Origin of the sequence: Mesorhizobium sp. L103C119B0, from assembly GCF_000502235.1 — a bacterium.
GTDB lineage: Bacteria > Pseudomonadota > Alphaproteobacteria > Rhizobiales > Rhizobiaceae > Mesorhizobium.
In genome coordinates this window covers 98,569-122,891 of record NZ_AYXE01000009.1, presented here as the reverse complement: position 1 = coordinate 122,891, position 24,323 = coordinate 98,569, and the positions used below count along the sequence as shown (strand labels likewise).

The window sequence follows — 24,323 nt, the reverse complement described above, 5'->3', positions numbered from 1 at the left end:
TGCCTGTTAACTGCTTGAGATGTTTTTTGTTTCGGTAGGGCGGCGGGGTTTGATCCCACTGCCCCGGCGGTGCAAGAAAGAATTGGCTTTTCGGTGCGACAATGCCCTGGAATGGCTGCAATCGCCGACAGGCAAACTGATCGAGACTGACGGGTGGGCATCTATCTCCCGATCGCGGAAATTTCCGTCAACGTCTTCGTGCTGCTGGCAATGGGCGCGGCGGTGGGTTTCCTGTCGGGCATGTTCGGGGTCGGTGGCGGCTTTCTGATCACGCCGCTCTTGATCTTCTACAACATCCCGCCGGCAATCGCCGTTGCCACTGGCGCCAACCAGGTTATCGCCTCCTCCTTCTCCGGCGCGCTGTCGCACATGAAGCGCGGCACGCTCGACTTCAAGCTCGGCGGGGTGCTGCTGGCCGGCGGCATCGTCGGCTCGACCGGCGGTATCTTCGTCTTTGCCTTCCTGCGTCGGCTCGGCCAGCTCGATTTGTTTATCTCACTGCTTTACGTCGTGCTGCTTGGCACCGTCGGCGGGCTGATGCTGGTCGAGAGCGTCAATGCGCTGCGCGCGACGCGCAGCGGTGCGGCGCCGGTCTTGAAGAAATCCGGCCAGCACAACTGGATCCACCGGCTGCCGCTGAAGATGCGCTTCAGGGCCTCGAAGCTGTTCGTCAGCGTCATTCCGGTGCTGGGGCTCGGCGCCGGCATCGGCTTCCTGTCGTCGATCATGGGTGTCGGCGGTGGCTTCATCATGGTGCCGGCGCTGATCTACCTCCTGAAAGTGCCGACCAACGTCGTCATCGGCACCTCGCTGTTCCAGATCATTTTCACCTCGGCCTACACCACGCTGGTCCACGCCACCACCAACCAGACAGTCGACGTCATGCTTGCCTTCCTGCTGATGGCGGGCGGCGTCGCCGGCGCGCAATATGGCGCCAAGGCAGGACAGAAGCTGCGCGGCGAACAGCTCAGGGCACTGCTGGCGCTGCTGGTGCTGGCGGTTGCCATCCGGCTTGCCATCGATCTCTTCGTCACGCCGCCAAACCTCTATTCGCTGACCGCCGCGGGCCTGAACTGATGCCGCGGTGGGGGATTTTTTCGGCCGCCGCTTTGCTTATCGCCGTCGCTCTGCCGGCCGCAGCGCAATCGCCGAACCCCTTGCCGGAAGGCATCCAGATCGGTCTCTCCACCGACGCGGTGTCGATCACCGCCGGCTTTTCCGGCGCCGACCTGACCATTTTCGGTTCGCTGGAAAACCCCGACCCGCTGGTCGCGCGGCAGGGGCGCTATGACGTCATCGTCGTGCTCGAAGGGCCGCCGCGGCCGGTTGTGGTGCGCCGCAAGGACCGGGTGCTCGGCGTCTGGGTCAACCTGGAATCCGAGACCTTCGAGAACGTGCCGGTCTCCTACTCCGTCGCCACGACACGGCCGCTGCAGGACATCACCGAACCCAACAGCTACAAGCAGCTGTCGCTCGGCGCCTCCAACCTTTACATGCAACCGGCCGACGTAACCGACAGTCCGGCGACGATCGAGGAATTCACCGTGGCGCTGCGCGAGCGCAAGGCGGCGACCGGCCTCTATAGCGAGAATGTCGGCGGCGTGCAGTTCCTGTCGCAGAACCTGTTTCGCGCCACGGTGCGGCTGGCGCCCAATGTCCCGGTTGGAACGCATAAAGCCCGCGCGTTCCTGTTCAAGAGCGGCCTGTTCCTCAAGGAAAGCTCGGCCCAGCTCGAAATCCGCAAATCGGGTTTCGAACAGTCGATCTTCCGCGTCGCGCATGATTACTCCTTCCTCTACGGCGTCTTCTCCGTGTCGCTGGCCATGATCACCGGCTGGCTGGGCAGGCTGATCTTCCGCAGGGATTGACGCGCACGACCCATTTCCGGGGAAAGGGGGTTCCCCTTTTCTCAGTCTTGCGATAGACCGCCGCCTCCCAACCCTCGGGTTACACGCACAATCATTCGGCAGAACGGTCAGGCCTCTGGACGGCGCGCGCCTTGCGGACGCCTGCCACAGCGACGACCCAATGACAGGAGGCTGCAATGCACCAGGCATTTGGCGGCATCGATTTCGGCACGTCCAATTCTACGGTGGGCGTGATCCGCAACGGCCAGGCACGGCTGGTGGCGCTGGAAGGTGAACAGCCGACATTGCCAAGCGCGGTTTTCTTCAACTTCGAGGACGGTCACACCTATTTCGGCCGCCGCGCCATTGCCGACTACACCGATGCCATCGAAGGCCGGCTGATGCGGTCGCTGAAGAGCGTGCTCGGCAGTTCGCTGGCGCATGAGAAGACGCGGATCAAGGCCCGGCAGATCGGTTTCATCGACATTGTCGGCATGTTCGTCGGCCATTTGAAGAAGCGGCTTGAGGAAGATGCCGGCGCTCCGGTGGAGAACGTTGTGCTCGGCCGGCCGGTGCAATTTGTCGACGACGATGTGGAAGCCGATGCCAAGGCGCAAAGCGAGCTTGAAAAGGCGGCGCGCGCGCAAGGCTTCAAGCACATCGCCTTCCAGTTCGAACCGATCGCGGCAGCGCTCGACTATGAGCAGGACGTGAAGCGCGAGGAACTGGCGTTGATCGTCGACATGGGCGGCGGCACGTCCGACTTCTCGATCGTGCGGGTTTCGCCGCAACGCGCCCGCTCACGCGACCGCAAGGACGATATCCTGGCCAACCGCGGCATCCATATTGGCGGCACCGATTTCGACCGGCTGCTCAGCATTGACCATGTCATGCCCAAGCTCGGCTACCTGACGCCGACAAAAGACGGCAAGCGCAACCTGCCGGCGAGCTATTTCATCGATCTCGCGACGTGGCAGCGCATAAACCTCGTCTACACTGCCAAGGCGATGACGCATCTGAGGCAAATCCGCTTCGAGGCCGTCCGCGCCGACCTTGTCGACCGCTTCATCCATATTGTCGAGCACCGTTACGGCCATGCGCTGGCCGGCCTCGTCGAACGAGCCAAGATCGCGCTGACAGATCAGGCTTCGGCTGATGTGACGGTGGCACTGCCCGGCGCGCGTTTTGCCGCCGAGATCACGCGAGACGGCCTGGAAGAGACGATTGCCGCCGACATCGAGCGGGTGTCCGCGACGGTGCGGCAGACGATCGCCGATGCTGGCGTGAAAGCGTCCGACATCACCGCCGTGTTCCTCACCGGCGGCTCGACCGCCATCCCGCTGGCACGGCGCGAAATCCTGTCGCTGGTGCCGCAAGCCGCCGTTATCGAGGGCGACATGTTCGGTTCGGTCGGCCTTGGCCTGGCGCTGGATGCACAGCGGAAGTTTAGCTAGAGCTCACGATGCGGTTCCCGCCCTCAGCGCCGAGATGCGCCTTGAGCGCCATCTGGGCCAGGCTTGCCTGGCGGTCACGATGGGTGATCATGGCGAAGTCGCGCTTCGGCAGTTCGAGCGGCACCGACCGGAGACTGCCCTCGGCGACGGCGCGTCCGACGACGAGGTCCGAGATGATGGTGGCGCCGGCGCCGGCCTCGACCGCCTGGCGAACCGCCTCGTTGCTCGGCAGCACCAGAAATATCTGCAGGTCGCCAAGCGATATCCCCTCGCGGCGGGCCAGGTCCTCCAGCACCTCGCGCGTGCCCGAACCACCCTCACGGATGATCCAGCGCAGCCCTCTGATATCCGGGCGGCCCGGCGCGATCTCGGCGATTTCGGGATGCGAGGCGGCGACGACCAGCATCAACCTGTCGACGTCGACCTTGGTGCGGCGGAGGATGTCTGACTCGGTGCGCCCCTCGACCAGACCGAGATCGGCGGTGCCGTCGAGCACATTGGCCTCGACCTGCCTGGTGTTGCCGATGCTGACGCTTAAGCGCACCGCCGGGTAGGCTTCATGGAAAGAGGCCAGCCTGCGCGGCAGCCAGTAGCTGGCGATGGTCAGGCTGGCGGCGATCGACAGGCTGCCGGCGACCGTCTCCGAGACATGCTCCAGCACATTTCGGGCGGCGGCGGCGCGTTCCAGCACCGCCTTGGCCTCGGGCAGGAAACGGTGGCCGGTCTGAGCCAGCTCGATGTTGCGGCCGACACGGTTGAACAGATGAACGCCATGCTGCTCTTCCAAAGCGCGGATGGCCGCCGACGCCGCCGACTGGGAGATGCCCAAAAGCTCCGCCGCCTTGGTCATATGGCCGCGTTCGGCAACGGCAACGAAAATGCGCAACTGGTCCAGCGTCATGTGTGCATTAAGAACCAATTCCGATCGAATTTACAAGAACAACTGATTAGACGGATCGATAGCTTTATTCTACTTTTTCAGTCGAAGTTAGAAAAAATTCGCCAACAAGTCGCGGCCAACAAAATGATCGGGCGGTTCAGATCCCTGTTTGCGCATTGGACCCGTGGCCTCAGGCGGCGGCTGGCCGGCGATCGATATCATCCTGAAGAACACTATATGCGTGGCCCCGGACCGAAGACGCGGGCCAAATTCGCAGGTAGCAAAAGCACGCCGGCATCATGAACCCAGCTGCGCCGCGCGGAGCCAATTCCGCACCGTCGCAACGGCCGCTTGGCGACACGCGCGCGCCTGATGAAGGCGACGGCGTCGACACCTCGCCCGCTATCTCCGACAGCATCGCCAAGACCACCTGTTATATGTGCGCCTGCCGGTGCGGCATCGACGTCCACATCAAGGACGGCAAGGTGCGCTACATCAACGGCAACAAGGACCATCCGGTTAACCGCGGCGTAATCTGCGGCAAGGGCAGCTCCGGCATCATGCAGCACTACAGCCCGGCGCGGCTGAAGAAGCCGCTGTTGCGCAGCGGCCTGCGCGGCTCGGGCGAATTCCGCGAGATCGAGTGGGAGGAAGCGTTTTCGATTGCGACCGGGCGGCTATCGAATATCCGCCGGGCCGATCCGAAAAAGCTCGCCTTCTTCACCGGGCGCGACCAGTCGCAGTCGCTGACCGGCTGGTGGGCGAGCCAGTTCGGCACGCCGAACTTCGCCGCCCATGGCGGCTTCTGCTCGGTCAACATGGCGGCCGGCGGGCTCTACACGATCGGCGGCTCGTTCTGGGAGTTCGGCGAGCCGGACTGGGACAATACGAAATACTTCATGCTGTTCGGCGTCGCCGAGGACCATGATTCCAACCCGATCAAGATCGGCTTGGGTAAACTCAAGGCGCGCGGCGCCAAGGTGGTGTCGATCAACCCCTGTCGCACCGGCTACAACGCCATTGCCGACGACTGGATCGGGATCCGGCCCGGCACCGACGGCCTCTTCGTCTTCGCCCTAATCCATGAACTGCTGAAGGCAGGCCGCGTCGATCTCGATTATTTGTTGCGCTACACCAACGCCCATGTGCTGGTCGTCCAGGAGCCGGGTGCGGCGGACGACGGGCTGTTCCTGCGCGACAGCGACAACAATCTTCTCGCCTGGGACAGAGTGGCGAAGACAACCGTCAACGCAGCCGATGCGGATGCGAAACCGGCGCTGACCGGCAGCTTCGCATTCGCCGGCCGCCGTTGCGTGCCGGTGTTCCGGCTTATCGCCGACCGCTACATGGACGACAGCTACGCACCCGATGCGGTCGCGGCACGATGCGGCATTCCGGCCGACACCATCCGCCGGATCGCTGCCGAACTCGCCCACGTCGCCTTCGAACAGACGATCGAACTGCCGGTTGCGTGGACCGACTGGGCCGGACGGCGGCACGAGACGATCAAGGGACGGCCGGTGTCGATGCATGCCATGCGCGGCATCTCGGCCCACTCCAACGGCTTTCACTCCTGCCGTGCCATCCACCTGCTGCAGGTGCTGCTCGGCACGGTGGACGTGCCCGGCGGCTTCCGTTTCAAGCCCCCCTACCCGCGCTCGGCGCCGCCGGGACCGAAGCCGGCCGGCAAGGTGGTCAGGCCGATGACGCCGCTCGACGGCATGCCGCTCGGCTTCGTCTGCGGGCCGGACGATCTCCTGGTCGACGAGGCCGGCACGCCTTTGCGCATCGACAAGGCTTATTCCTGGGATGCGCCGCTCGCCGCGCATGGGCTGATGCATACGGTCATCCGCAATGCGTGGGCCGGTGACCCGTACCCAATCGACACGCTGATGATGTACATGTCGAACATGGCGTGGAATTCCTCGATGAACACCGTCGAGACCATTGCCATGCTCACCGACCATGACGAAGCGGGTAACTACAAGATCCCCTTCATCATCTATTCCGACGCCTATTATTCCGAGACGGTGCCGTTCGCCGACCTGGTGTTGCCCGACACCACCTATCTCGAACGTCACGACTGCATCAGTCTGCTCGACCGGCCGATCAGCCATGCCGACGGGCCGGGCGACGCGATCCGCCATCCGGTGGTCGAACCGGACCGAGATGTCAGGCCGTTCCAATCGGTGCTGATCGAACTTGGCGCTCGGCTTGGCCTGCCCGGCTTCGTCGAGGACGATGGCTCGGCCAGATATGCCGACTATGCCGACTACATCGTCAATCACGAACGCACGCCGGGCATCGGCCCGCTGGCCGGCTGGCGCGGCAAGGACGGCACTTCCGTCGGCAAGGGCGAAGTCAATCCCGACCAGTTGCAGCGCTACATCGGCAATGGCGGCTTCTGGCACCAGGATTTTGCTGAGGACCAGCGCTATTACAAGATGGCCAACCGCTCCTATCTCGACTTCGCAGAGCAGATGGGGTTCATCCCCAAGGCCGAGCCGATCGTGTTCCAGCTCTATTGCGAACCGATGCAGCGCTTTCGCCTCGCCGCGCGCGGTCATGGTCGCGTCCAGCCGCCCGAGAGCGAACGCCGGCGCATCGAGACCTATATGGATCCGCTGCCGTTCTGGTTTACCCCGTTCGAAGAGGCCGCCGTCGATCCGCAGAAATATCCGCTGCATGCGCTGACGCAGCGGCCGATGCACATGTATCATTCCTGGGGTTCGCAGAACGCGTGGCTGCGGCAAATCACCAGTCAGAACCGCCTGTTCGTGCACCGCAAGACCGCGGCGGGCCTCGGCCTTTTCGACGACGACTGGGTGTGGATCGAAAGCATCAATGGCCGGGTGAAGGGGCAGATCAAGCTGGTCGACGGGGTCAATGCGGATACGGTCTGGACATGGAACGCCATCGGCAAAAGGCGCGGCAGCTGGGGGCTTAAGGACAACGCCGCCGAGAGCAATCGCGGCTTCCTGCTCAACCACATTATCGGCNCGCGGCAGCTGGGGGCTTAAGGACAACGCCGCCGAGAGCAATCGCGGCTTCCTGCTCAACCACATTATCGGCGACCAGACATCGGCTGACGCGAAAGGCAAACGCTATTCGAATTCCGATCCGGTGACCGGCCAGGCGGCGTGGTTCGACCTCAGGGTACGCATCGTCAAATGCTCTGATGAGGAAGCCGGCTTCACCGAACCGCAATTCGAGCGTTTCAGCCAGCCGCCAAATGTCGAGCCTTCGCCCGACATCCTTCGCTTCGGCGCCGAGTTCCGCGTCAATAGGGAAGCCGTGGAATGACCTGCCTTCCCGCCCATACAGACAAGAAGCTTGGCCTGGTCATCGACCTCGACACCTGCGTCGGCTGCCAGGCCTGCGTCACCGCCTGCAAGGAGTGGAACACCGGCGGCCACATGGCGCCACTGACCGACATCGACCCCTATGGCGGCCATGTCGACGGCGTCTGGTTCAACCGCGTGCACAGCTACGAGCACACGACCGAGGCGGGCGGGCGCACGGTCAACTTTCCGCGCTCCTGCCTGCATTGCGAGACGCCTGCCTGCGTCACTGTCTGCCCGACCGGCGCGTCCTACAAGCGGGCGTCGGACGGCATCGTGCTGATCGACGAAAGCAAATGCATCGGCTGCAAACTGTGCAGCTGGGCGTGCCCCTATGGCGCGCGCGAATTCGACACCGATGTCGGCGTGATGAAGAAATGCACGCTTTGCGTCGATCGCATCTACAATGACAATCTGGCCGAGGAAGACCGCGTGCCGGCCTGCGTTGCCGCCTGCCCGACCAGCGCCCGGCATTTCGGCGATCTCGGCGATCCCTCGTCGGCTGTCTCGCAACTGGTGGCGGAGCGTGGCGGCGTCGACCTGATGCCGGAGATGGGCTACAAACCGACCAACAAATATCTGCCGCCGCGCGCCCAGCGCGCCGCATGGGTGCCGGCGCCAAGGCTCGAGCCAGTCACGGCCGAAGGCGGTTTTCTCAGCTGGATCGACCGCATGCTTTCGAACTGACCAATGCATCCAGCCTTTTCCGTCGTCTTCTTCACAACTGCCACAGGAGCGGGCTATGGCCTGCTGGCGCTGCTTGGCGTGCTTGGCGGACTGGGTTTTATCCCGGCCCATTTCTGGCTCGGCCTTATCGGCATGGGGCTGTCGCTCGGCCTGATCGCCGCCGGCCTATTGTCCTCGACCGGCCATCTCGGCCGCCCCGAACGTGCATGGCGCGCCTTCTCGCAATGGCGCAGTTCCTGGCTGTCGCGCGAAGGCGTGGCCTCGGTCGCGACCTTCATTCCCGCCGGGCTGTTCGGCATCGGCTGGGTGTTTTTTGGCCGCACCGGAGGCTGGATGGCCATCGCCGGGTTTCTCGCAACTATCGGCGCAATCGTCACCGTCTGCACCACCGGCATGATCTATGCCTCGCTGAAGCCGATCGCGCAGTGGCATAGCCCGTATACGCTGCCGGGCTATCTCATCTTTTCGGCGATGACCGGCAGCGTGCTGTTGAACGCGCTGCTGCAGGCTTTCGCCATCAGCGCGACCGCCGTTGCGGTAGCCGCCCTGCTGCTGACCTTGCTCGGCTGGGGCTGGAAGCTGGCGACGTGGCGATACAATGACGCGCTGGAGATCGCGACCACCGCCAACACGGCGACAGGCCTCGCCGGAGGGACGGTGCGCTCGCTGGAATGGCCGCACACCGAGGAGAACTACCTGCTCAAGGAAATGGGCTTTCGCATCGCCCGCAAGCACGGTGCAAAGCTGCGGCTGATCACGCAGTTGCTGGCTTTCGCCTTGCCTGCCCTGCTGCTGCTTTCTGTCTTATTCGCTTTGCCCTGGCCATTCGCAGCGGTGCTGTCGGTGCTTGCGGCAACCGTCCAGTTCGCCGGCATGCTGGTCGAGCGCTGGCTGTTCTTCGCCGAGGCCAAGCACACCGTCACCCTCTATTACGGCCGGTAGAGCGTCCCGCCGTCAGGCGGCCCGTGCTCGTGGCGCCGCCGGCAAATCCTTAAGCAGGATTTCGATCGCGGCATCGATTACAGCTGTCCTGCGGTCGTGCGCGTAAAGGCCGTATTGGACCGTGAGCGGCTCGGGCAGGCCGGCTGACGTCTTCAGCACCCGCATCGAAGCAGTGCGCACGGATTCGGGCGGAAGCAGTCCAACGCCCAGTCCGTTCTCGATCGCGGCCTGAAGGCCGGTGACGCTCTGGCACGACAGGACGATCCGGTGCTCCCGGCCGGCGGCGACCAGCGCCTCGATCATCCGCCTGCGCCAAGGGCAGGTTGCGCCGAAGGCGGCGAGATCGAGTGGCCGGTCATGGTCCAGCACATAGTCCTGGGCGCAGACCCACTGCAGTTCGACGTTCCATGTCGTCACGGCATCGGCCGCGACGACGGATGTCGGGGCAATCATGACATCCAGCGCATCCTCGCTCCACAGCCGTCCCAGCGCGACGCTGTGCTCGACCATCGCGTCGAGGCTGATGTCGGGATAGGTGCGATGCAGCCGCCCAAGCGCGGCCGAAAGCGCGGCCGTGGTGACCTCTTCGGCAAGACCAATACGCACGCCGCCGCCAATGCTAGCCTGCTGCAGACGCGCCACCGCTTCGTCGCCGAGAGCGAGGATGCGGGTCGCGTATCCCAGAAAGAGCTCTCCCGCCGCAGTCGGTACGACACCGCGGCCGGTGCGCTGGAACAAGTGCCGTTGGAGCAGGCCCTCCAGCCGGCGCATCTGCATGCTCATCGCCGATTGGGTCTTGCCGGTCTGCGCGGCGACCCTGCTCAGGCTACCTTGCAGGCAGACCGCGACATAGGTGCGGAGAAGGTCGAGGCCGATCTGCTCAGATATCATTTTGTTTGAACTCTGATGTCATAGGTATCAGTCTACAATGATATCTCGCCACGCGCTATCTCACACTCAAGAGAAACAGCGCAGGGAAGAAAACCATGAAAGCGATCCGTGTTCACCGCCATGGCGGGCCAGATATGCTCGCCTACGAAGATGTCGACATCGGCCAGCCCGGACCGGGCGACGTGCGCGTGCGCAACCGGGCGGTCGGCCTCAACTTCGTCGACATCTATTTTCGCACCGGCGAATACGCGCCGCCCGCTCTGCCATTCATTCCCGGCAATGAAGGCGCCGGCGAAATCGTCGCCGTCGGTGAAGGCGTCAGCGGCTTCGCGCCTGGCGACCGAGTCGCCTATGTCGAGACGCTCGGCGCCTATGCCGAAGAACGCATCGTGCCCGCGCATTTCGTCGTGCATCTGCCCGACGCCATCGATTTCGAGACAGGTGCGGCGATGATGCTGAAAGGGCTGACGGCGCAATATCTGCTGCGCCGCACGTTTCGCGTCGAGGCGGGCCATACCATCCTGGTGCATGCCGCGGCGGGCGGCGTCGGCCTCATCCTGACGCAATGGGCCAAACATCTCGGCGCGACCGTCATCGGCACGGTCGGTTCACCCGAAAAGGCCGAACTTGCGCGCGCCAATGGCTGCGACCATGTCATCGACTACATCAAAGAGAATTTCGCCGCACGGGTGAAAGAGGTCACCAACGGCGAAGGCTGCCACGTCGTCTATGACGGCGTCGGCAACGCGACCTTCCCCGCCTCACTCGACTGCCTGCGGCCGTTCGGCACCTTCGTCAGCTACGGCACAGCGTCGGGGTCGATCCCGCCATTCGACATCATGCTTTTGATGCAAAAGGGTTCGCTGTTCGCCACCTGGCAGTTGCTGTTCCATCATCTCGCCAGGCGTGAGGACGTCGTCGCCATGAGCGAGGATCTGTTCAGCGTCGTCCTCAGCGGCGCAGTGAAAATCCCGGTGCACACAAGCATGCCGCTTGCCGAAGTGGCGGAGGCGCATCGCCGGCTCGAGGCACGGCAGACGACAGGCGCAACCGTGCTTATACCGTAGAAACTCAGCCCGGCCGCAGCATCGAACCGGAAATGGCGAAGATGCGCGCGGCGCCCATCATATAGGCCATCAACGTCTCGCGGCGGAACAGGCCGGCATAGGCGCGGTCGAGCACGTTGAGCGAGCCGGTATAAGCGCCGAAGGCCGGCATGATCATGCGGCCGCCATCGCCGGCAAAGCAGCGCCGCCGCACCGAGCGGCCCTGCTGGACGATGCGGGCGCAAGGGTGAAGATGGCCGGCAACTTCGCCCTCGGTTCTTATCTTCGACGGCTCGTGGCGGAACAGCAGCGAGCCGATGGCGAGTTCGCGCACCGTCTCGCCGGGCAAATCCGCCGGCGCTTCCGGGTCATGGTTGCCGGCGACCCAGAACCAGTCGCGGCCGGCCATCAATGCTTCCAGCCGATCGCGGAAGGTTTGATGCATGCGCTCGGCGCCGCCGCCGTCGTGGAAGGAGTCGCCCAGGCTGATGACGATGGCCGGCTGGTAGTCCGCGATTACCGCCTGCAGCCGGAGCAGAGTGGCGCCGGTATCGTAGGGCGGGATCAGTGCGCCGCGCCTGGCGAAGGACGAGCCCTTTTCCAGATGCAGGTCGGAGACCGCGAGCAGCCTCAGATCGGGGAAATAGAGCACGCCGCGCGAATCACAGATCGCGCGCTCGCCCGCGATGCCGACAAAGTCGGCCTCGGCGATCAGCGATGCCCGCGCCAGCGAAAAATTCATTCCTCAACCATCCCAGGACCCATGGCTTCCTCGACCAAAGTCGCGGCATCCATCAGCAGCGTTTCGTCGGCCTCGCCGTTCACCGGCATCTTGCCGATTTCGAGCATGATCGGCACGGCCAGCGGCGATATCTGTTCGAGTGCCTTATGCACGATTCGACCCTGGATACGCGAGAGCATGTCGGCAAGTCTGCTGACATCGAGCAGACCGGTCGCCGCGTCGGCGCGCGTCGCCTGCAGCAGGATGTGGTCGGGCTCATGGCTGCGCAGCACGTCATAGATCAGATCGGTCGAGACGGTGACCTGGCGGCCGCTTTTCTCCTGGCCGGGGTGACGTTTCTCGATCAGGCCTGAAATCAGCGCGCAGTTGCGGAAGGTGCGCTTGAGCAGCCAGCTGTCGGCCAGCCAAGCCTCGAGGTCGTCGCCCAGCATGTCCTGGTCGAACAGAGCGCCAAGCGAAGGTTTCCGCGATTTGAACATCGCGCCCATATCGCCCAGCGACCAGATGGCCAATGCGTAGTCGGTGGCGACGAAGCCAAGCGGCCTGGCGCCGGCCCTGTCCAGCCGGCGGGTGAGCAGCATGCCGAGCGTCTGGTGCGCCAGCCTGCCCTCGAAAGGATAAGCGACGAGATAGTGACGGTTGCCGCGCGGAAAGGTCTCGATCAAGAGGTCGTCGCGTTTGGGCAATACCGATTTGTCAGCCTGGAACCGCAGCCAGTCCGATACCTGCTCGGGCAGCTTCTTCCAGCGCTGCGGGTCGTCCAGCATGGCGCGCACCTGCTCGGCGAGGTAAGTCGAAAGCGGAAATTTGCCGCCGCCATAATAAGGAACCTTGGCGTCGCTTCCCGGCGCATTCGAGACGAAGCATTCGTTCTCGCGGATGCCTTCGAAGCGCAGCACTTTGCCGGCAAACATGAAGGTGTCCCCATGCGTCAGCGTTTCGAGGAAGGCCTCCTCGATCTTGCCCAGAGCCCGGCCGCCGTGCGAAGCCGAGCCTTTGCTGCCGGCCTTGACGTAACGCACATTGAGCGCCGGCACCTCGATGATGGTGCCGACGTTCAGCCGATATTGCTGCGCGACGCGGGGATTGGAGACCCGCCACATGCCGTCCTTGTTGAGGCGGATGCGGGCGTAGCGCTCGTAGTTCTTCAGTGCGTAGCCGCCGGTGGCGACGAAATCGATGACGCGGTCGAATGTCGGCCGGTCGAGGCTGGCATAGGGCGCTGCTGTCAGCACTTCCTCGTAGAGATCGTCGGCGCGAAACGGCGCTCCGCAGGCGCAGCCCAGCACATGCTGGGCCAGCACATCGAGCCCGCCATTGACCAGCGGCGGCGTATCCTGGGCGCCCAGATAGTTGGCGTCCAGCGCTGCCCGGCACTCCAGCACCTCGAAACGATTGGCCGGGATGAGGATCGCCTTCGACGGCTCGTCCATGCGGTGGTTGGCACGGCCGATGCGCTGCGCCAGCCGGCTGGCGCCCTTGGGCGCCCCGACATGCACGACCAGATCGACGTCGCCCCAATCGATGCCGAGATCGAGCGTCGAGGTGGCAACGATGGCACGTAAGGCATTGTCTCCCATCGCCTTCTCGACGCGGCGGCGCTGGGTGACATCGAGCGAGCCGTGATGCAGCGCGATCGGCAAGGTATCCTCGTTGACCCGCCACAATTCCTGAAACAGCAGCTCGGCCTGGCTGCGGGTGTTGACGAACAGCAGGGTGGTCTTGTGGCGCTTGATCTCGCGGTAGATTTCCGGCGTCGCATAGCGCGCCGAATGGCCGGCCCATGGCACGCGCTCTTCCGAATCGAGGATCGAGATTTCGGGCTTCGCGCCGCCGGTTACGACGATGAGCTCAGACATATCGGGACTTGCCAGGCCTTTGGGCGGATTCTGGCTCACCAGCCAGCGCCGCAACTCGTCGGGCTCGGCCACCGTTGCCGACAGACCGATCGTCTGCAGGCCGGGCACGATGCTGCGCAGCCGCGCCAGCCCGAGCGCCAGCAGATGGCCGCGTTTCGATGTCACCAGCGAATGCAACTCGTCGAGCACGACATAGCGCAGATCCTCGAAGAAGCGCCCGGCATCGCCGGCCGCAATCAGCAGCGCCAATTGCTCGGGCGTGGTGAGCAGGATATCGGGCGGCGCCAGCTTCTGGCGCTGCCGCTTGTGGGAAGGCGTGTCGCCGGTGCGCGTCTCGATGGTGACGGGCAGGCCGATCTCCTCCACCGGCTTGCCGAGGTTGCGCTCGATGTCGACGGCCAGCGCCTTCAGCGGCGAGATGTAGAGCGTATGGATGCCGCGCCGTGCCATACCGGCTTTGCGTCTGGGGCGGTTGGCCAGTTCGGTCAACGATGGCAAGAAGCCGGCCAGTGTCTTGCCGGCGCCGGTCGGTGCGATCAAGAGCACCGATTGCCCGGCTTGAGCCTTCGCCAGCAGCTCGATCTGGTGAGCGCGCGGCGACCAGCCTTTTTCGCCAAACCATCTGATGAATGGCTCGGGCAGAAGGACGGCGGCATTTTGTTTGGCAAGGCGCGGCTGCTCGGTCACGCGAAAGAGGTAGCGCGACGGCGCGCGATCGCCAAGGAAAATCGGAACAAAAGGTGATCGGGTGAGTTGCCCTCACCCCGTACGGGGAGAGGATGCCGGCAGGCACGTGAGGGACAGCGCGAGCTTTCAATCGCTGGCGCCGCCCCTCATCCGCCCTTCGGGCACCTTCTCCCCGTGAACGGGGCGAAGGAAGAGGCGCTAAGGCCGCCGAAACCCAGTCGGCCCGCCATAGAGATACCCAATCCGATCAACCGCATCCTTCAGCCCTTCGCGCGAGACCAGCATGGTGTGGCCGTTGGCGTGGATCATGGTCTCGGCGTCGGTCATAACGGCGACATGCCCCTTCCAGAACACGAGGTCACCGCGTTTTAGCCCGGCATAATCGGATCCCGGATCGAGCGGCTCGCCGAGGCCTGCCGCCTGCATGTCGGAATCTCGAAGCACATTGCGGCCGGCCATGCGCATGGCCAGTTGCACGAGGCCAGAACAGTCGATGCCGAAGCCGGAGGTGCCGCCCCAGAGATAGGGCGTGCCGATAAACATCTCGGCGACCGAGACATAGTCGGCGGCGATATCGCTGACGGGGCGCACATGGCCGGCGATCAGCGCCTCGCCGGAAGGCAACAGCGCATAGTGCGTGCCGCGCGTTTCGGCAGCGCCGGTTACCGTCACCGTCGAGCCCATTGACAATTGGCCGCTGATCGGGAAGCGCAGATCCGGGCCAGGATAGAGGAAGGTGCGCGGCGCCGTGACGATGTGGGTTGGCGCATGCTCGCGTGCGCCCAGCATGGTGGCGCCGACGTAGCCGACATAGCCGTCGCGTTCGGCCTGGACCCAGGCCCATCCCTCGGCTTCCTCGAAGACAAGCACATCGTCGCCGAACAGTACCTGCGTGTTGACGCCGGCATCCGGGCGCGGTGCCTTGCGCAGGTCAGCCACGGAGGCTGTGATCCGAGCCGGACGGCCGGTGACGAAGCGATCGGCCGAAACCTTCCCTTTCAGCCTTGCATCGGCGAGGTCGGAACGGAAGGCGTGGAGGCGGGCATCCCTGGCAGTCAAATCGGTACTCGTTCTAATTCAGCGATTGATCAGATGGGCAGTTCGTGGGCCCTGGCAACGATACCATCCCCGAAGCGCTCGACAAAGAGCGCGCCTTCGACCGTGCGCCGGATCAGCACATTGCGCTTGTCGAGCTCGTCGCGATGGCGTGACACCAGTTTCAGCGCACCCATAGTGTCGAGGGCGCGGGTGATGACCGGCTTGGTGACATTGAGGCGGGCTGCCAGGCCGCGCACCGTGTGCGGCGGCGGGTCGAGATAGATGGTGAACAGGATCGCCGTCTGGCGCATGGTGAGATCTGGCGCGCCGGCGCGCACCTGCGACAACATCACCTGCTGCCATAGTCGCATCGCCTGGCTCGGACGCATCGAAATCGACATCGCGCGAGCATGACGGAAAATTGTTTCGGTTCCGTTTCAGTTTAGAGGCAGTGTGCTTTGCTCACGACCCTAGGCATAGCGCCTCGAAATGACCCGCTCCAGTGCACGGATGCCTTGCGCCTCGCCGCCGGCGGGTCCGTAGGGGCGATCGGACGGGTTCCAGGCGAAGATGTCGAAATGCGCCCAGCCCGTTGTCCGTTCGACAAAGCGCTTGAGGAACAGCGCCGCGGTGACCGAGCCGGCGAAACCGTCCGTGGTGACGTTGTTGATGTCGGCGATCTTCGACGCCAGCCTGGCGTCATAGGGCCGCCACAACGGCATGCGCCACAACGGATCCTCGACGGCCACCGAGGCCGCAGCCAGTTCGGACGCCAGCGCTTCGTCGCCAGTGTAGAAAGGCGGCAGATCGGGACCGAGCGCGACACGCGCTGCCCGGTCAGCGTCGCCATGTCGATCAGCAGTTCCGGCTCCTCGTCATCGGCCAGCGCCAGCGCATCGGCCAGCACCAGCCGCCCTTCGGCGTCGGTGTTGCCGATCTCGACGGTAATGCCCTTGCGGCTGGTCAGTACATCTCCAGGCCGGAAAGCGTTGCCGGCAATCGAATTCTCGACCGCCGGGATCAGGACGCGCAGCCGGATCTTCAGCCCGGCAGCCATGATCATCGAGGCCAGGCCCAGCACATTGGCGGCGCCGCCCATATCCTTCTTCATCAAGAGCATGCCCGACGACGGTTTGATGTCGAGGCCGCCAGTGTCGAAACAGACACCCTTGCCGACCAGCGTCACCTTCGGCGCGCCTTCCGGTCCCCAAACCATGTCGATCAGTCGCGGCGCTCCGACCGAGGCCCGGCCGACCGCATGGATCATCGGGAAATTCTGCTTCAGGAGATCATCCCCCTTGATCACCGACACCTCGGCCTTGTGAGTGGCCGCCAGGGTCCGCACGGCCTTCTCCAACTCGTCCGGTCCCATGTCGCTGGTCGGCGTGTTGACGAGGTCGCGCGCCAGGAAGACGCCGTCGGCGATGCGCCGGACGCGTCCTGCATCTACGCCGAGCGGCAGCGCAAAACGCAGCGTCTTGCCTGATTTCTTTCCGTAGCGAGTGAAGACGTAACCGCCGAGCACCAAGGCTATGGCCGCGAGTTCCGGCTCGGCTGGAGCGGCGGCAAAATGCCAGTCGCCTTCCGGCAAGGCTCTCGCCAGCATGCCGACCGCCAGCGCGCCCTCGCCATCACCGACGCCGAACAAGGCGCCGGCAAGGGAACCGTTGTCGCCGGGGACGGCGAGCGTCCTACCGGCTTCGCCGGAAAAGCCGTTGGCGGCCGCCCATGCGGTCATGGAAGGCGAAAGCCCCAAGGCCTCCAGTCCATCGCTCGCGACCAGATGGACCGGCAGGGCAGTGTTTAGTGTCTCGATGAGTTCGACGGGCATTCGATGGTCTCCGGGAGGCTTGCAGGTCGTCCTCAGTCAAGTGACAGGGACGTCGGATGATTTCAACATCTATGCACAGGGGCCGGCATGGGACTGCCAGGCCAAAGGCTTCCGGCGGGCCGTTCACCGATCCGACGGCTCACTTTTTAACTGTCCGTTAGGGTTAACAGAATATTTCTGCGGGGATGAAGATGGCCACGTGAATGGCCACGCGCAGGAATGGAGAGCCCCGTGCCGATGCCCACCAACCGCAGGATGAACGTCACGGGCAAACGGTTGGTCACCACGGCACTGCTGATGGCGCTGGCGGCCGGTGTTGCCGGGTGCGGAACCAGCAAGCTCACGACCGGCTCGATCGGGCGCACCAGCGGCAAACCGCTGGAAACCATGTCGGCCAGCGAGTTGCACGGGGCGACCGGGCGGCTGGGCGAATCCTACGCAAAGAACCCCAACGACAAGCGGCTGGCGACAAATTTTGCGGCGGCGCTCCAGATGGACGGCGATGCCGACCAGTCGCTTGCCGTGATGCGCAAGCTGGCGATCGCCTACCCCAAGGATCGCGACGTGCTTGCCGCCTACGGCAAGGCGCTGGCCGCCAACGGCCAGTTCGAGCCGGCGCTCGACGCCGTGCGCCGGGCGCAGACGCCGGAATATCCGGACTGGCGGCTGATGTCGGCCGAGGCCGCCATTCTCGACCAGCTTGGCCAGAAGGATGAAGCGCGCCAGAACTACCGCAAGGCGCTGGACCTAAAGCCGAACGAACCCTCGATCCTTTCCAATCTCGGTATGTCCTATGTGCTGGAAGGCGATCTGCGCACCGCCGAGACCTATATGCGCTCGGCAGCCCAGCAACCGAATGCCGACAGCCGGGTGCGCCAGAACCTTGCGCTGGTCGTGGGACTGCAGGGCCGCTTCGACGAGGCCGAGAAGATCGCGTCGCAGGAGCTTTCACCCGAACAGGCGCAAGCCAATGTAGCCTATCTTCGCCAGATGCTTGCCCAGCAGAACGCCTGGAGTCAGCTCAAGGATCAGGACAAGGCAAAGCCGGCGACCAACTGAGCGCCGCATGGGCGCCGGCTCCGCACAGCGCAAAATCCGTCCACATCTCAAAGCTGAAAACAAGAGCCGCACTGCATTGGCAGTGCGGCTCTTTTGTATGGCTGCAACGAGGCCTACTGGCTTGAGGAATTGTGCTGGTCGCCGAAGATGCCGCGCTGACTGACCTGAATGCCGGCTGGGCCCAGAATGATAGCGAACAAAACCGGCAGGAAGAACAGGATCATCGGCACGGTAAGCTTCGGCGGCAGGGCGGCGGCCTTCTTCTCGGCGGCATTCATGCGCATGTCACGGCTTTCCGAGGCCAGCACGCGCAATGCGTGCGCCACGGGTGTGCCGTAGCGTTCGGCCTGGACCAGCGCCTGGGACACTGACTTCACCGACTCCAGGCCGGTACGAGCCGAGAGGTTTTCATAAGCCTGCTTGCGCTCCTGCAGATAAGAGAGTTCGGCGTTGGTCAGCACGAATTCCTCCGCCAGCGCCACCGACTGCGAACCGATCTCCTCGGAGACCTTGCGCAAGGCGGCCTCGACCGACATGCCCGATTCGACGCAGATCAGCATCAGGTCGAGCGCATCCGGCCACGCCGCCTGGATCGACTGCTTGCGCTTGGCGGCACGATTGTTGACGTAAAGGATCGGCGCGTAGAAACCGGCGTAGGCGACAAGGATGCAGACGAACAGTTTCACGAAGGCCGGCCGGTCAGGCAGTCCGCCGAGCACGAACAGATAGATCGCTGCCAGCGCGAAACCGACAAAAGGCAGGATCAGGCGGAAGAACAGGAAGCGGGTCAGCGGGTTCTGGCCACGAAAGCCCGCCACCTTGAGCTTCTGCAACGTGCCTTCATCGGCCAACGCACGCCGCAGGTCCAGCCTGTCGACGATGTTGCGCATGCCGATCGACTGCTCTTCGCGCAGCCCCTTGCGGCGACGATCGGCTTCATTGGCAAGCCGCGCGCGCTGCTTGGCGCGCAATTCGTCACGCTCCAGCGCCACCGATCTCATGCGAGTCTTGAGCTGATTGCCACCAAGGGCCGGCAGCACCGTGAAGACGGTCGCGAACACCGCAATGCCAACCAGCAACGCTATCAGGAAGGCAGGATCGGTCAGCGATTTTACGACTTGGTCGGTCATTCGTTTTCAGTCTTTTCGTTTCGAGCTTTCCAAGGTCGGCCTAAACTTCAAAGTTCATCATCTTGCGCATCACCAGAATGCCGATCGACATCCAGACGCCGGAACAGCCGAGGATCAGATTGCCGGTGCTGGTGGTGAACAGCGGCATGATGTAGTTCGGGCTCGACAGATAGACGAGAAGGGCGACGACAAAAGGCAGCGCGCCGATGATGACGGCCGACGCCTTGGCTTCCATGGAAAGCGCCTGGACCTTGGCCTTCATCTTCTTGCGATCGCGAAGCACGCGCGACAGGTTGCCAAGCGCCTCGGAGAGATTACCGCCGGCCTGTGACTGGATCTGGATAACGATGCCGAAGAAGCTTGCCTCGCTGCACGGCATGGTTTCAGCCATGCGCAAGGTGGCATCGGGGATGGACATGCCAATCTGCTGTGAATCGACGATCCGGCGGAACTCGGTCTTGACCGGCTCCGGCGATTCACTGGCGATCAGGCGAATGGCGTCGTTGAGCGGCAGGCCGGATTTGACGGCGCGCACGATGATGTCGAGGGCGTTGGGAAATTCGTTGAGGAACGCCTTGACCCGGCGCGCGCGGCGAAACGAGACGAACCAGCGCGGCAGGCCGAGCGCCCCCGCCAGCAGCGCGCCCGGCAGGACCAGAAGCGGCGCGCCGGCGAGATAGGCAAGCACCGTCAGCGCGATGCCGCAAATGACGGAGTAGATATAGAAACGCTCGATCGAGACCTGCATGCCGGCCTGACGAATCTGGGCCTTTAACGGTGGCTTCTTGACGGCGAGTTCGTTGGTTTTCTGCTTTTCGTCGAGCAGTTTCAGCGTGTCCTGGACAGATTTACGCCGCTTGACCGCCTCCGCGACACGGTCGCGCGAAGCCTTGACGACCGAACGATCGGTCTCGGCGGCCTTGATCGTCTCGAGCCGCTTGCCGGCCTGCTTCTCGTTGCTCATCTTGGTGAACAGGAAGGCATAGGCGACCGCACCAGCGCTGAAGCCGGCGAGCACGATGAACGCCATTACGGTGGTGTCAATTCCGAACATCGACCTCGGTCCCCAGCGCATATCGCCGTTTCAAGGAAACGGCGATATGCGCTATCGCTTTGTTTTGACGCAATCCCCAAGGGAAAGCGCTACGCGCTTTTCCCGGGAAAACCGCTTCACACTTTTCCTGGAATTGCTTCCAACCTCGATATGCGTCAGTCAGCGCGTTTCTCCATCGATTCCAGCGCATTGGCGAGGCGCTGTTCCTCGCCATAGTAGCGGGCGCGATCCCAGAAATGCGGACGGCCGATGCCGGTCGACACGTGCTCGCCAAGCAGCCTTCCATTCGAGTCCTCGCCCTTGATGTTGTAGAGCACGATATCCTGCGTGATGATGACGTCGCCTTCCATGCCGATCACCTCGGTGATGTGGGTGATGCGGCGCGAGCCGTCGCGAAGGCGTGCTGCCTGGATGATGACATCGATGGAGCCGACGACGATTTCACGCACGGTCTTCTGCGGCAGCGAATAGCCGCCCATGGCGATCATCGATTCGATACGGTTCAGGCATTCGCGCGGGCTGTTGGAGTGGATCGTTCCCATCGACCCGTCATGGCCGGTGTTCATCGCCTGCAGCAGGTCGAAAACCTCCGGTCCGCGCACTTCGCCGACGATGATGCGTTCGGGCCGCATGCGCAGGCAGTTCTTGACCAGGTCGCGCATGGTCACCTCGCCTTCGCCCTCGAGATTGGGCGGGCGGGTTTCGAGACGCACCACGTGCGGCTGCTGCAGTTGCAGCTCGGCCGAGTCCTCGCAGGTGATGACGCGTTCCTCGCGGTCGATATAGTTGGTCAGGCAGTTGAGCAGCGTCGTCTTGCCAGAGCCGGTACCGCCGGAGATGACGATGTTGCAGCGGACGCGGCCGATGATCTTGAGGATCTCGGCGCCCTGCGGCGAGATGGCGCCGAACTTGACCAGCTGATCGAGCGTCAGCTTGTCCTTCTTGAACTTGCGGATGGTGAGCGCGGTGCCGTCGATGGAGAGCGGCGGGGCGATGACGTTGACGCGGGAGCCGTCGGGTAGGCGGGCGTCGCAGATCGGACTCGATTCGTCGACGCGGCGGCCAACCTGGCTGACGATGCGCTGGCAGATGTTGAGCAGCTGCTGATTGTCGCGGAAGCGGATGCCGGTCTGTTCGACCTTGCCATTGACTTCGATGTAGACGTTCTTGGAGCCGTTGACCATGATGTCGGCGATATCGTCGCGGGCGAGCAGCGGCTCCAGCGGGCCGTAGCCCAGCACATCGTTGCAGATGTCCTCGAGCAACTCTTCCTGCTCGGCGATCGACATTGCGAAATTTTTGATGGCGATGATGTCGTTGACGATGTCGCGGATTTCCTCGCGCGCGCTCTCGGGATCGAGCTTGGCGAGTTGCGACAGGTCAATGGTGTCGATGAGCGCGGAGAAGACCTGGCTCTTGGTGTCGTAGTAGGTTTCACTTTTTTCGCGCTGGATCTTTTTTGGCGGCTCCGGCGCCATCGATGGCGCCTCAACGGCACGGCGAGTTGGCGGGGTTCCCGGCGCTCCAGGCGGCGCTGCCGCGGGCCGGGCAAGTACCGCCATGTCCGCAGGCGTTGCAGTGGCCGGCGCCGCTGGCGCCGGTGCTGGCTGACGGAACTCCGGGGTGAACCGGCCGCCGTCGTCGGAGCCTCTTTTACCAAACATGATCGACTACCAATTCCGTCCAGAACATGATGCCGAAGCGGTTTTCGGACGACATCATGCTCTACTTCTTGATTTGGAGGGGAGCGTCATTTCTTGTTACGCGAGAGCTTGCCGAGCAGGCCGCCAAGGCCTGCCTTCTTCCTGGCCTTGATTTCGCTGCGACCGGTCAGGACATGCGCGATTTCGTTGATCATGCCGACGACCGGGCTCCTGGCATCCATCTCGCCCAGCATGCGGCCGTTGTTGGCGGCATTTCCAAACAACAACGGGTCGAAGGCGATGACCGACATCGGCGTGAGGCTGAGCGGCTCGGCGAAGTCGGAAGCGGATATCTCGGGTCGCTTCGGTACGCCGGCCTGGTTGATGATCAGTTTCGGCGGCGGATCGTTCGGGCGAAGCCGCGTCAGCATATCGACCAGGTTCTTGGTGTTGCGCAGATTGGCCAGTTCCGGCGTCGCCGTGATGACGATCTCGTCAGCCTTGATCAGTGTGTTCTTGGTCCAGCCAGTCCAGACATGAGGAACGTCGAGCACCAGCAGCGGCACACTGCGCTGCGCGGTGTCGATGAGTTGCGTGAAGGCATCGGGATCGAAATCATAGACACGTTCGAGGGTGGAGGGCGCGGCGAGCAGCGACAGATGTTCGGCGCACTGGGCAAGCAGACGGTCGAGATAGACCTCGTCAACTCGTTCGGGCGAAAATACGGCTTCGGCGATGCCTTGCGCAGGGTCCTGGTCGAAATTTATGTTGGCCGTCCCGAAAGCCAGGTCGAGATCGGCGACGACCACTTCCGACTTGAACAGCGATGACATCGCCCACGCTACATTGTGGGCGATGGTCGAGGAGCCGACGCCGCCCTTGGCGCCGATGAAGGCGATCGAGCGGCCGATCGGCTCGGCTTCCGGATCGACGAAGATCGATGAAACCACGGAGACGATATCGGCCATCGACACCGGCGCGATGACATATTCGGAAATACCGAAGCGGATGAGTTCGCGGTAAAGACCGACATCGTTGTAGTGGCCGATCACCACGACTTTCGAGGAGGGATCGCAATATTCGGAAAGCTGGGCAAGCTGCTCCAGCAACTGCTTCGGTTCGCTGCGCGATTCCAGCAGGATCAGGTTCGGCGTCGGCGCCGACTGGTAGAATTCGATCGCCGTGGCGATGCCGCCCATATGCACTTTCAGATGCGCCTTGGCCATGCGGCGATCCTCGCCGGCCCGCTCCACCGGATGCGCGACACCTTCCGTCTCGCAAAATGCCTGGATCGAAATACGCGGCACCGGCCGCAGCGCCTGCATCGCGGCAATATCCGATTGCGAGCTGTCGCCGCCGTCTCCGGGCGTGTCGTAGGCAAGATTGCTCATCGTCATGCTCTTTTCCGTGACTTCTCTTTCCGGTCTCTACGCGGGGCCGGCGCTCCTAATACGTCACTTCCGAATTGCCGAGGAACTCGTCCGAAATACCTCTGCCGCGATAGACGTCGATCACCGCGCCGCGGTTCTCGGCGTCGATATCGGACGACTTTCTTGGCCCGAGCAGATCGGCCGGATTGGCGAGTTGCGCGGCGAGGTTGTTTTGAGAGGAGCAGCCGTAATCGGCGTAGTGCTTGTTTTCGGAGGTTGCGAGGATGTCTTCGGGCCAGCGCCCGCATTTGTCGGTCTGGGCTCTCACCGAAATATAGGAAACGCGGATAGGCGCCGAGGCTTCCGGGGAAACCGACTGGTAGGAGGTCACCACGATCCGGTTTCGCTTGATGCCGCTGGCAACCGCCAGCCTGGCGAAATCGCGCGCCGCGGCAGTCGCCGCCACCTCATTGGCCGAGCCGATCGGGGTTGCGATCGTCAGCGCCGGGGCAGCGCTCCTGTCGTAGCCGTCAAGGAAGCCTAGAAGCGTGTCGCGCTGCGAGCCGGTCATGCCGCGATCGCCGGCGCCGACCGGGAGGTCCAGCTTCTGGTTCTTCTCGGCAATCACGATCGGATGCGTGGTGCGATAATCATCGGGAATCGCCCCAACCGTGATGCTGTCGCGCTTAGCGCAACCGGCAAGCGAGGCGGCGATCGCGACCGCCATGATCGGCATTGCCGATCGGCGGATCCGGCCACGGCCAGACCATGCCGTAGCGGCAATCGCCAGTACCTTTGATGCTGACTGAGACATGTCCGCTT

The 24,323-nt window shown here is 63.5% G+C and carries 19 protein-coding genes and 2 pseudogenes; 9 read left to right on the top strand and 12 right to left on the bottom strand.

The annotated features are described in order from the left end of the window. Positions 1 to 153: 153 nt before the first annotated feature. From X728_RS149315 to X728_RS149325, 3 genes are all read left to right on the top strand, one after another. Positions 154 to 1,077, top strand: coding sequence for a sulfite exporter TauE/SafE family protein (locus tag X728_RS149315; RefSeq protein WP_023669608.1), 924 nt, complete (start codon positions 154 to 156; stop codon positions 1,075 to 1,077). Beyond that, complete coding sequence (locus tag X728_RS149320) at positions 1,077 to 1,868, top strand: TIGR02186 family protein (protein WP_023736135.1); 792 nt, start codon at positions 1,077 to 1,079, stop codon at positions 1,866 to 1,868. Before X728_RS149315 ends, X728_RS149320 begins: the two co-directional genes overlap by 1 nt. 176 nt (positions 1,869 to 2,044) lie before the next feature. Next, a complete protein-coding gene (locus X728_RS149325; protein WP_023696706.1) occupies positions 2,045 to 3,301 on the top strand; it encodes an Hsp70 family protein in 1,257 nt (418 codons plus the stop codon). Here X728_RS149325 and X728_RS149330 read toward each other — a convergent pair. Then, positions 3,294 to 4,202 carry a LysR family transcriptional regulator gene (locus tag X728_RS149330; protein ID WP_023831962.1) on the bottom strand — a complete coding sequence of 303 codons (909 nt, stop codon included), beginning with the start codon at positions 4,200 to 4,202 and terminating at the stop codon, positions 3,294 to 3,296. The genes X728_RS149325 and X728_RS149330 overlap by 8 nt on opposite strands. Before the next feature lie 278 nt (positions 4,203 to 4,480). Here X728_RS149330 and X728_RS01000000166850 point away from each other — a divergent pair. The 3 genes and pseudogenes from X728_RS01000000166850 to X728_RS149340 all read left to right on the top strand — a co-directional run bounded on the left by X728_RS01000000166850 (position 4,481) and on the right by X728_RS149340 (position 9,151). Next, positions 4,481 to 7,484 (top strand): annotated as a pseudogene (locus X728_RS01000000166850) (molybdopterin oxidoreductase family protein). Next, positions 7,481 to 8,209, top strand: a complete 729-nt coding sequence (locus X728_RS149335) for a 4Fe-4S dicluster domain-containing protein (protein ID WP_023831961.1) — start codon at positions 7,481 to 7,483, stop codon at positions 8,207 to 8,209. Before X728_RS01000000166850 ends, X728_RS149335 begins: the two are co-directional and overlap by 4 nt. 3 nt (positions 8,210 to 8,212) lie before the next feature. Next, positions 8,213 to 9,151: a DmsC/YnfH family molybdoenzyme membrane anchor subunit gene (locus tag X728_RS149340; RefSeq protein ID WP_023755145.1), complete on the top strand. Its 939-nt coding sequence runs from the start codon at positions 8,213 to 8,215 to the stop codon at positions 9,149 to 9,151. Between the two features lie 12 nt (positions 9,152 to 9,163). Here X728_RS149340 and X728_RS149345 read toward each other — a convergent pair whose 3' ends face one another. Beyond that, positions 9,164 to 10,042, bottom strand: coding sequence for a LysR substrate-binding domain-containing protein (locus X728_RS149345; protein WP_023831960.1), 879 nt, complete (start codon positions 10,040 to 10,042; stop codon positions 9,164 to 9,166). A gap of 95 nt (positions 10,043 to 10,137) precedes the next feature. Here X728_RS149345 and X728_RS149350 point away from each other — a divergent pair, with 95 nt between their 5' ends. Continuing rightward, complete coding sequence (locus tag X728_RS149350; protein WP_023831959.1) at positions 10,138 to 11,109, top strand: quinone oxidoreductase; 972 nt, start codon at positions 10,138 to 10,140, stop codon at positions 11,107 to 11,109. 4 nt (positions 11,110 to 11,113) lie between these two features. On the opposite strand, the gene pdeM is transcribed toward X728_RS149350, so the two are convergent. After that, positions 11,114 to 11,830: a ligase-associated DNA damage response endonuclease PdeM gene (pdeM, locus tag X728_RS149355; protein ID WP_023692555.1), complete on the bottom strand. Its 717-nt coding sequence runs from the start codon at positions 11,828 to 11,830 to the stop codon at positions 11,114 to 11,116. Next, positions 11,827 to 14,331 (bottom strand): ligase-associated DNA damage response DEXH box helicase, encoded by a 2,505-nt coding sequence (locus X728_RS149360; RefSeq protein ID WP_245263045.1) that lies wholly within the window; start codon positions 14,329 to 14,331, stop codon positions 11,827 to 11,829. The genes pdeM and X728_RS149360 overlap by 4 nt, the downstream gene beginning before the upstream one ends. Here X728_RS149360 and X728_RS1000000171620 point away from each other — a divergent pair. Continuing rightward, positions 14,239 to 14,433, top strand: a complete 195-nt coding sequence (locus X728_RS1000000171620) for a hypothetical protein (RefSeq protein WP_245260071.1) — start codon at positions 14,239 to 14,241, stop codon at positions 14,431 to 14,433. The genes X728_RS149360 and X728_RS1000000171620 overlap by 93 nt on opposite strands. Positions 14,434 to 14,574: 141 nt before the next feature. Here X728_RS1000000171620 and X728_RS149365 read toward each other — a convergent pair whose 3' ends face one another. The 3 genes and pseudogenes from X728_RS149365 to X728_RS01000000166845 all read right to left on the bottom strand — a co-directional run bounded on the left by X728_RS149365 (position 14,575) and on the right by X728_RS01000000166845 (position 17,245). Next, positions 14,575 to 15,435 (bottom strand): NlpC/P60 family protein, encoded by an 861-nt coding sequence (locus X728_RS149365; RefSeq protein ID WP_023831958.1) that lies wholly within the window; start codon positions 15,433 to 15,435, stop codon positions 14,575 to 14,577. 29 nt (positions 15,436 to 15,464) lie between these two features. Next, positions 15,465 to 15,815 (bottom strand): MarR family winged helix-turn-helix transcriptional regulator, encoded by a 351-nt coding sequence (locus X728_RS149370; RefSeq protein WP_023669596.1) that lies wholly within the window; start codon positions 15,813 to 15,815, stop codon positions 15,465 to 15,467. A gap of 69 nt (positions 15,816 to 15,884) precedes the next feature. Continuing rightward, positions 15,885 to 17,245, bottom strand: a pseudogene (locus X728_RS01000000166845) (leucyl aminopeptidase family protein). 237 nt (positions 17,246 to 17,482) lie between these two features. Between X728_RS01000000166845 and X728_RS149375 the strand changes: the two are divergent. Further along, a complete protein-coding gene (locus tag X728_RS149375) occupies positions 17,483 to 18,304 on the top strand; it encodes a tetratricopeptide repeat protein (protein WP_023669594.1) in 822 nt (273 codons plus the stop codon). A gap of 113 nt (positions 18,305 to 18,417) precedes the next feature. On the opposite strand, the gene X728_RS149380 is transcribed toward X728_RS149375, so the two are convergent. From X728_RS149380 to X728_RS149400, 5 genes are all read right to left on the bottom strand, one after another. Further along, complete coding sequence (locus tag X728_RS149380) at positions 18,418 to 19,434, bottom strand: type II secretion system F family protein (RefSeq protein WP_023696714.1); 1,017 nt, start codon at positions 19,432 to 19,434, stop codon at positions 18,418 to 18,420. Positions 19,435 to 19,474: 40 nt separating this feature from the next. Further along, complete coding sequence (locus tag X728_RS149385; protein WP_023831957.1) at positions 19,475 to 20,488, bottom strand: type II secretion system F family protein; 1,014 nt, start codon at positions 20,486 to 20,488, stop codon at positions 19,475 to 19,477. A 155-nt stretch (positions 20,489 to 20,643) separates the two neighbouring features. Beyond that, entirely contained in the window at positions 20,644 to 22,152 is a 1,509-nt protein-coding gene (locus tag X728_RS149390; protein WP_023688717.1) for a CpaF family protein, read from the bottom strand. 86 nt (positions 22,153 to 22,238) lie between these two features. Beyond that, complete coding sequence (locus tag X728_RS149395; protein ID WP_023726846.1) at positions 22,239 to 23,522, bottom strand: CpaE family protein; 1,284 nt, start codon at positions 23,520 to 23,522, stop codon at positions 22,239 to 22,241. Positions 23,523 to 23,577: 55 nt separating this feature from the next. Then, on the bottom strand, positions 23,578 to 24,315 hold the full coding sequence (locus X728_RS149400; protein ID WP_023831956.1) for a CpaD family pilus assembly protein: 738 nt from the start codon (positions 24,313 to 24,315) through the stop codon (positions 23,578 to 23,580). Positions 24,316 to 24,323 lie beyond the last annotated feature (8 nt).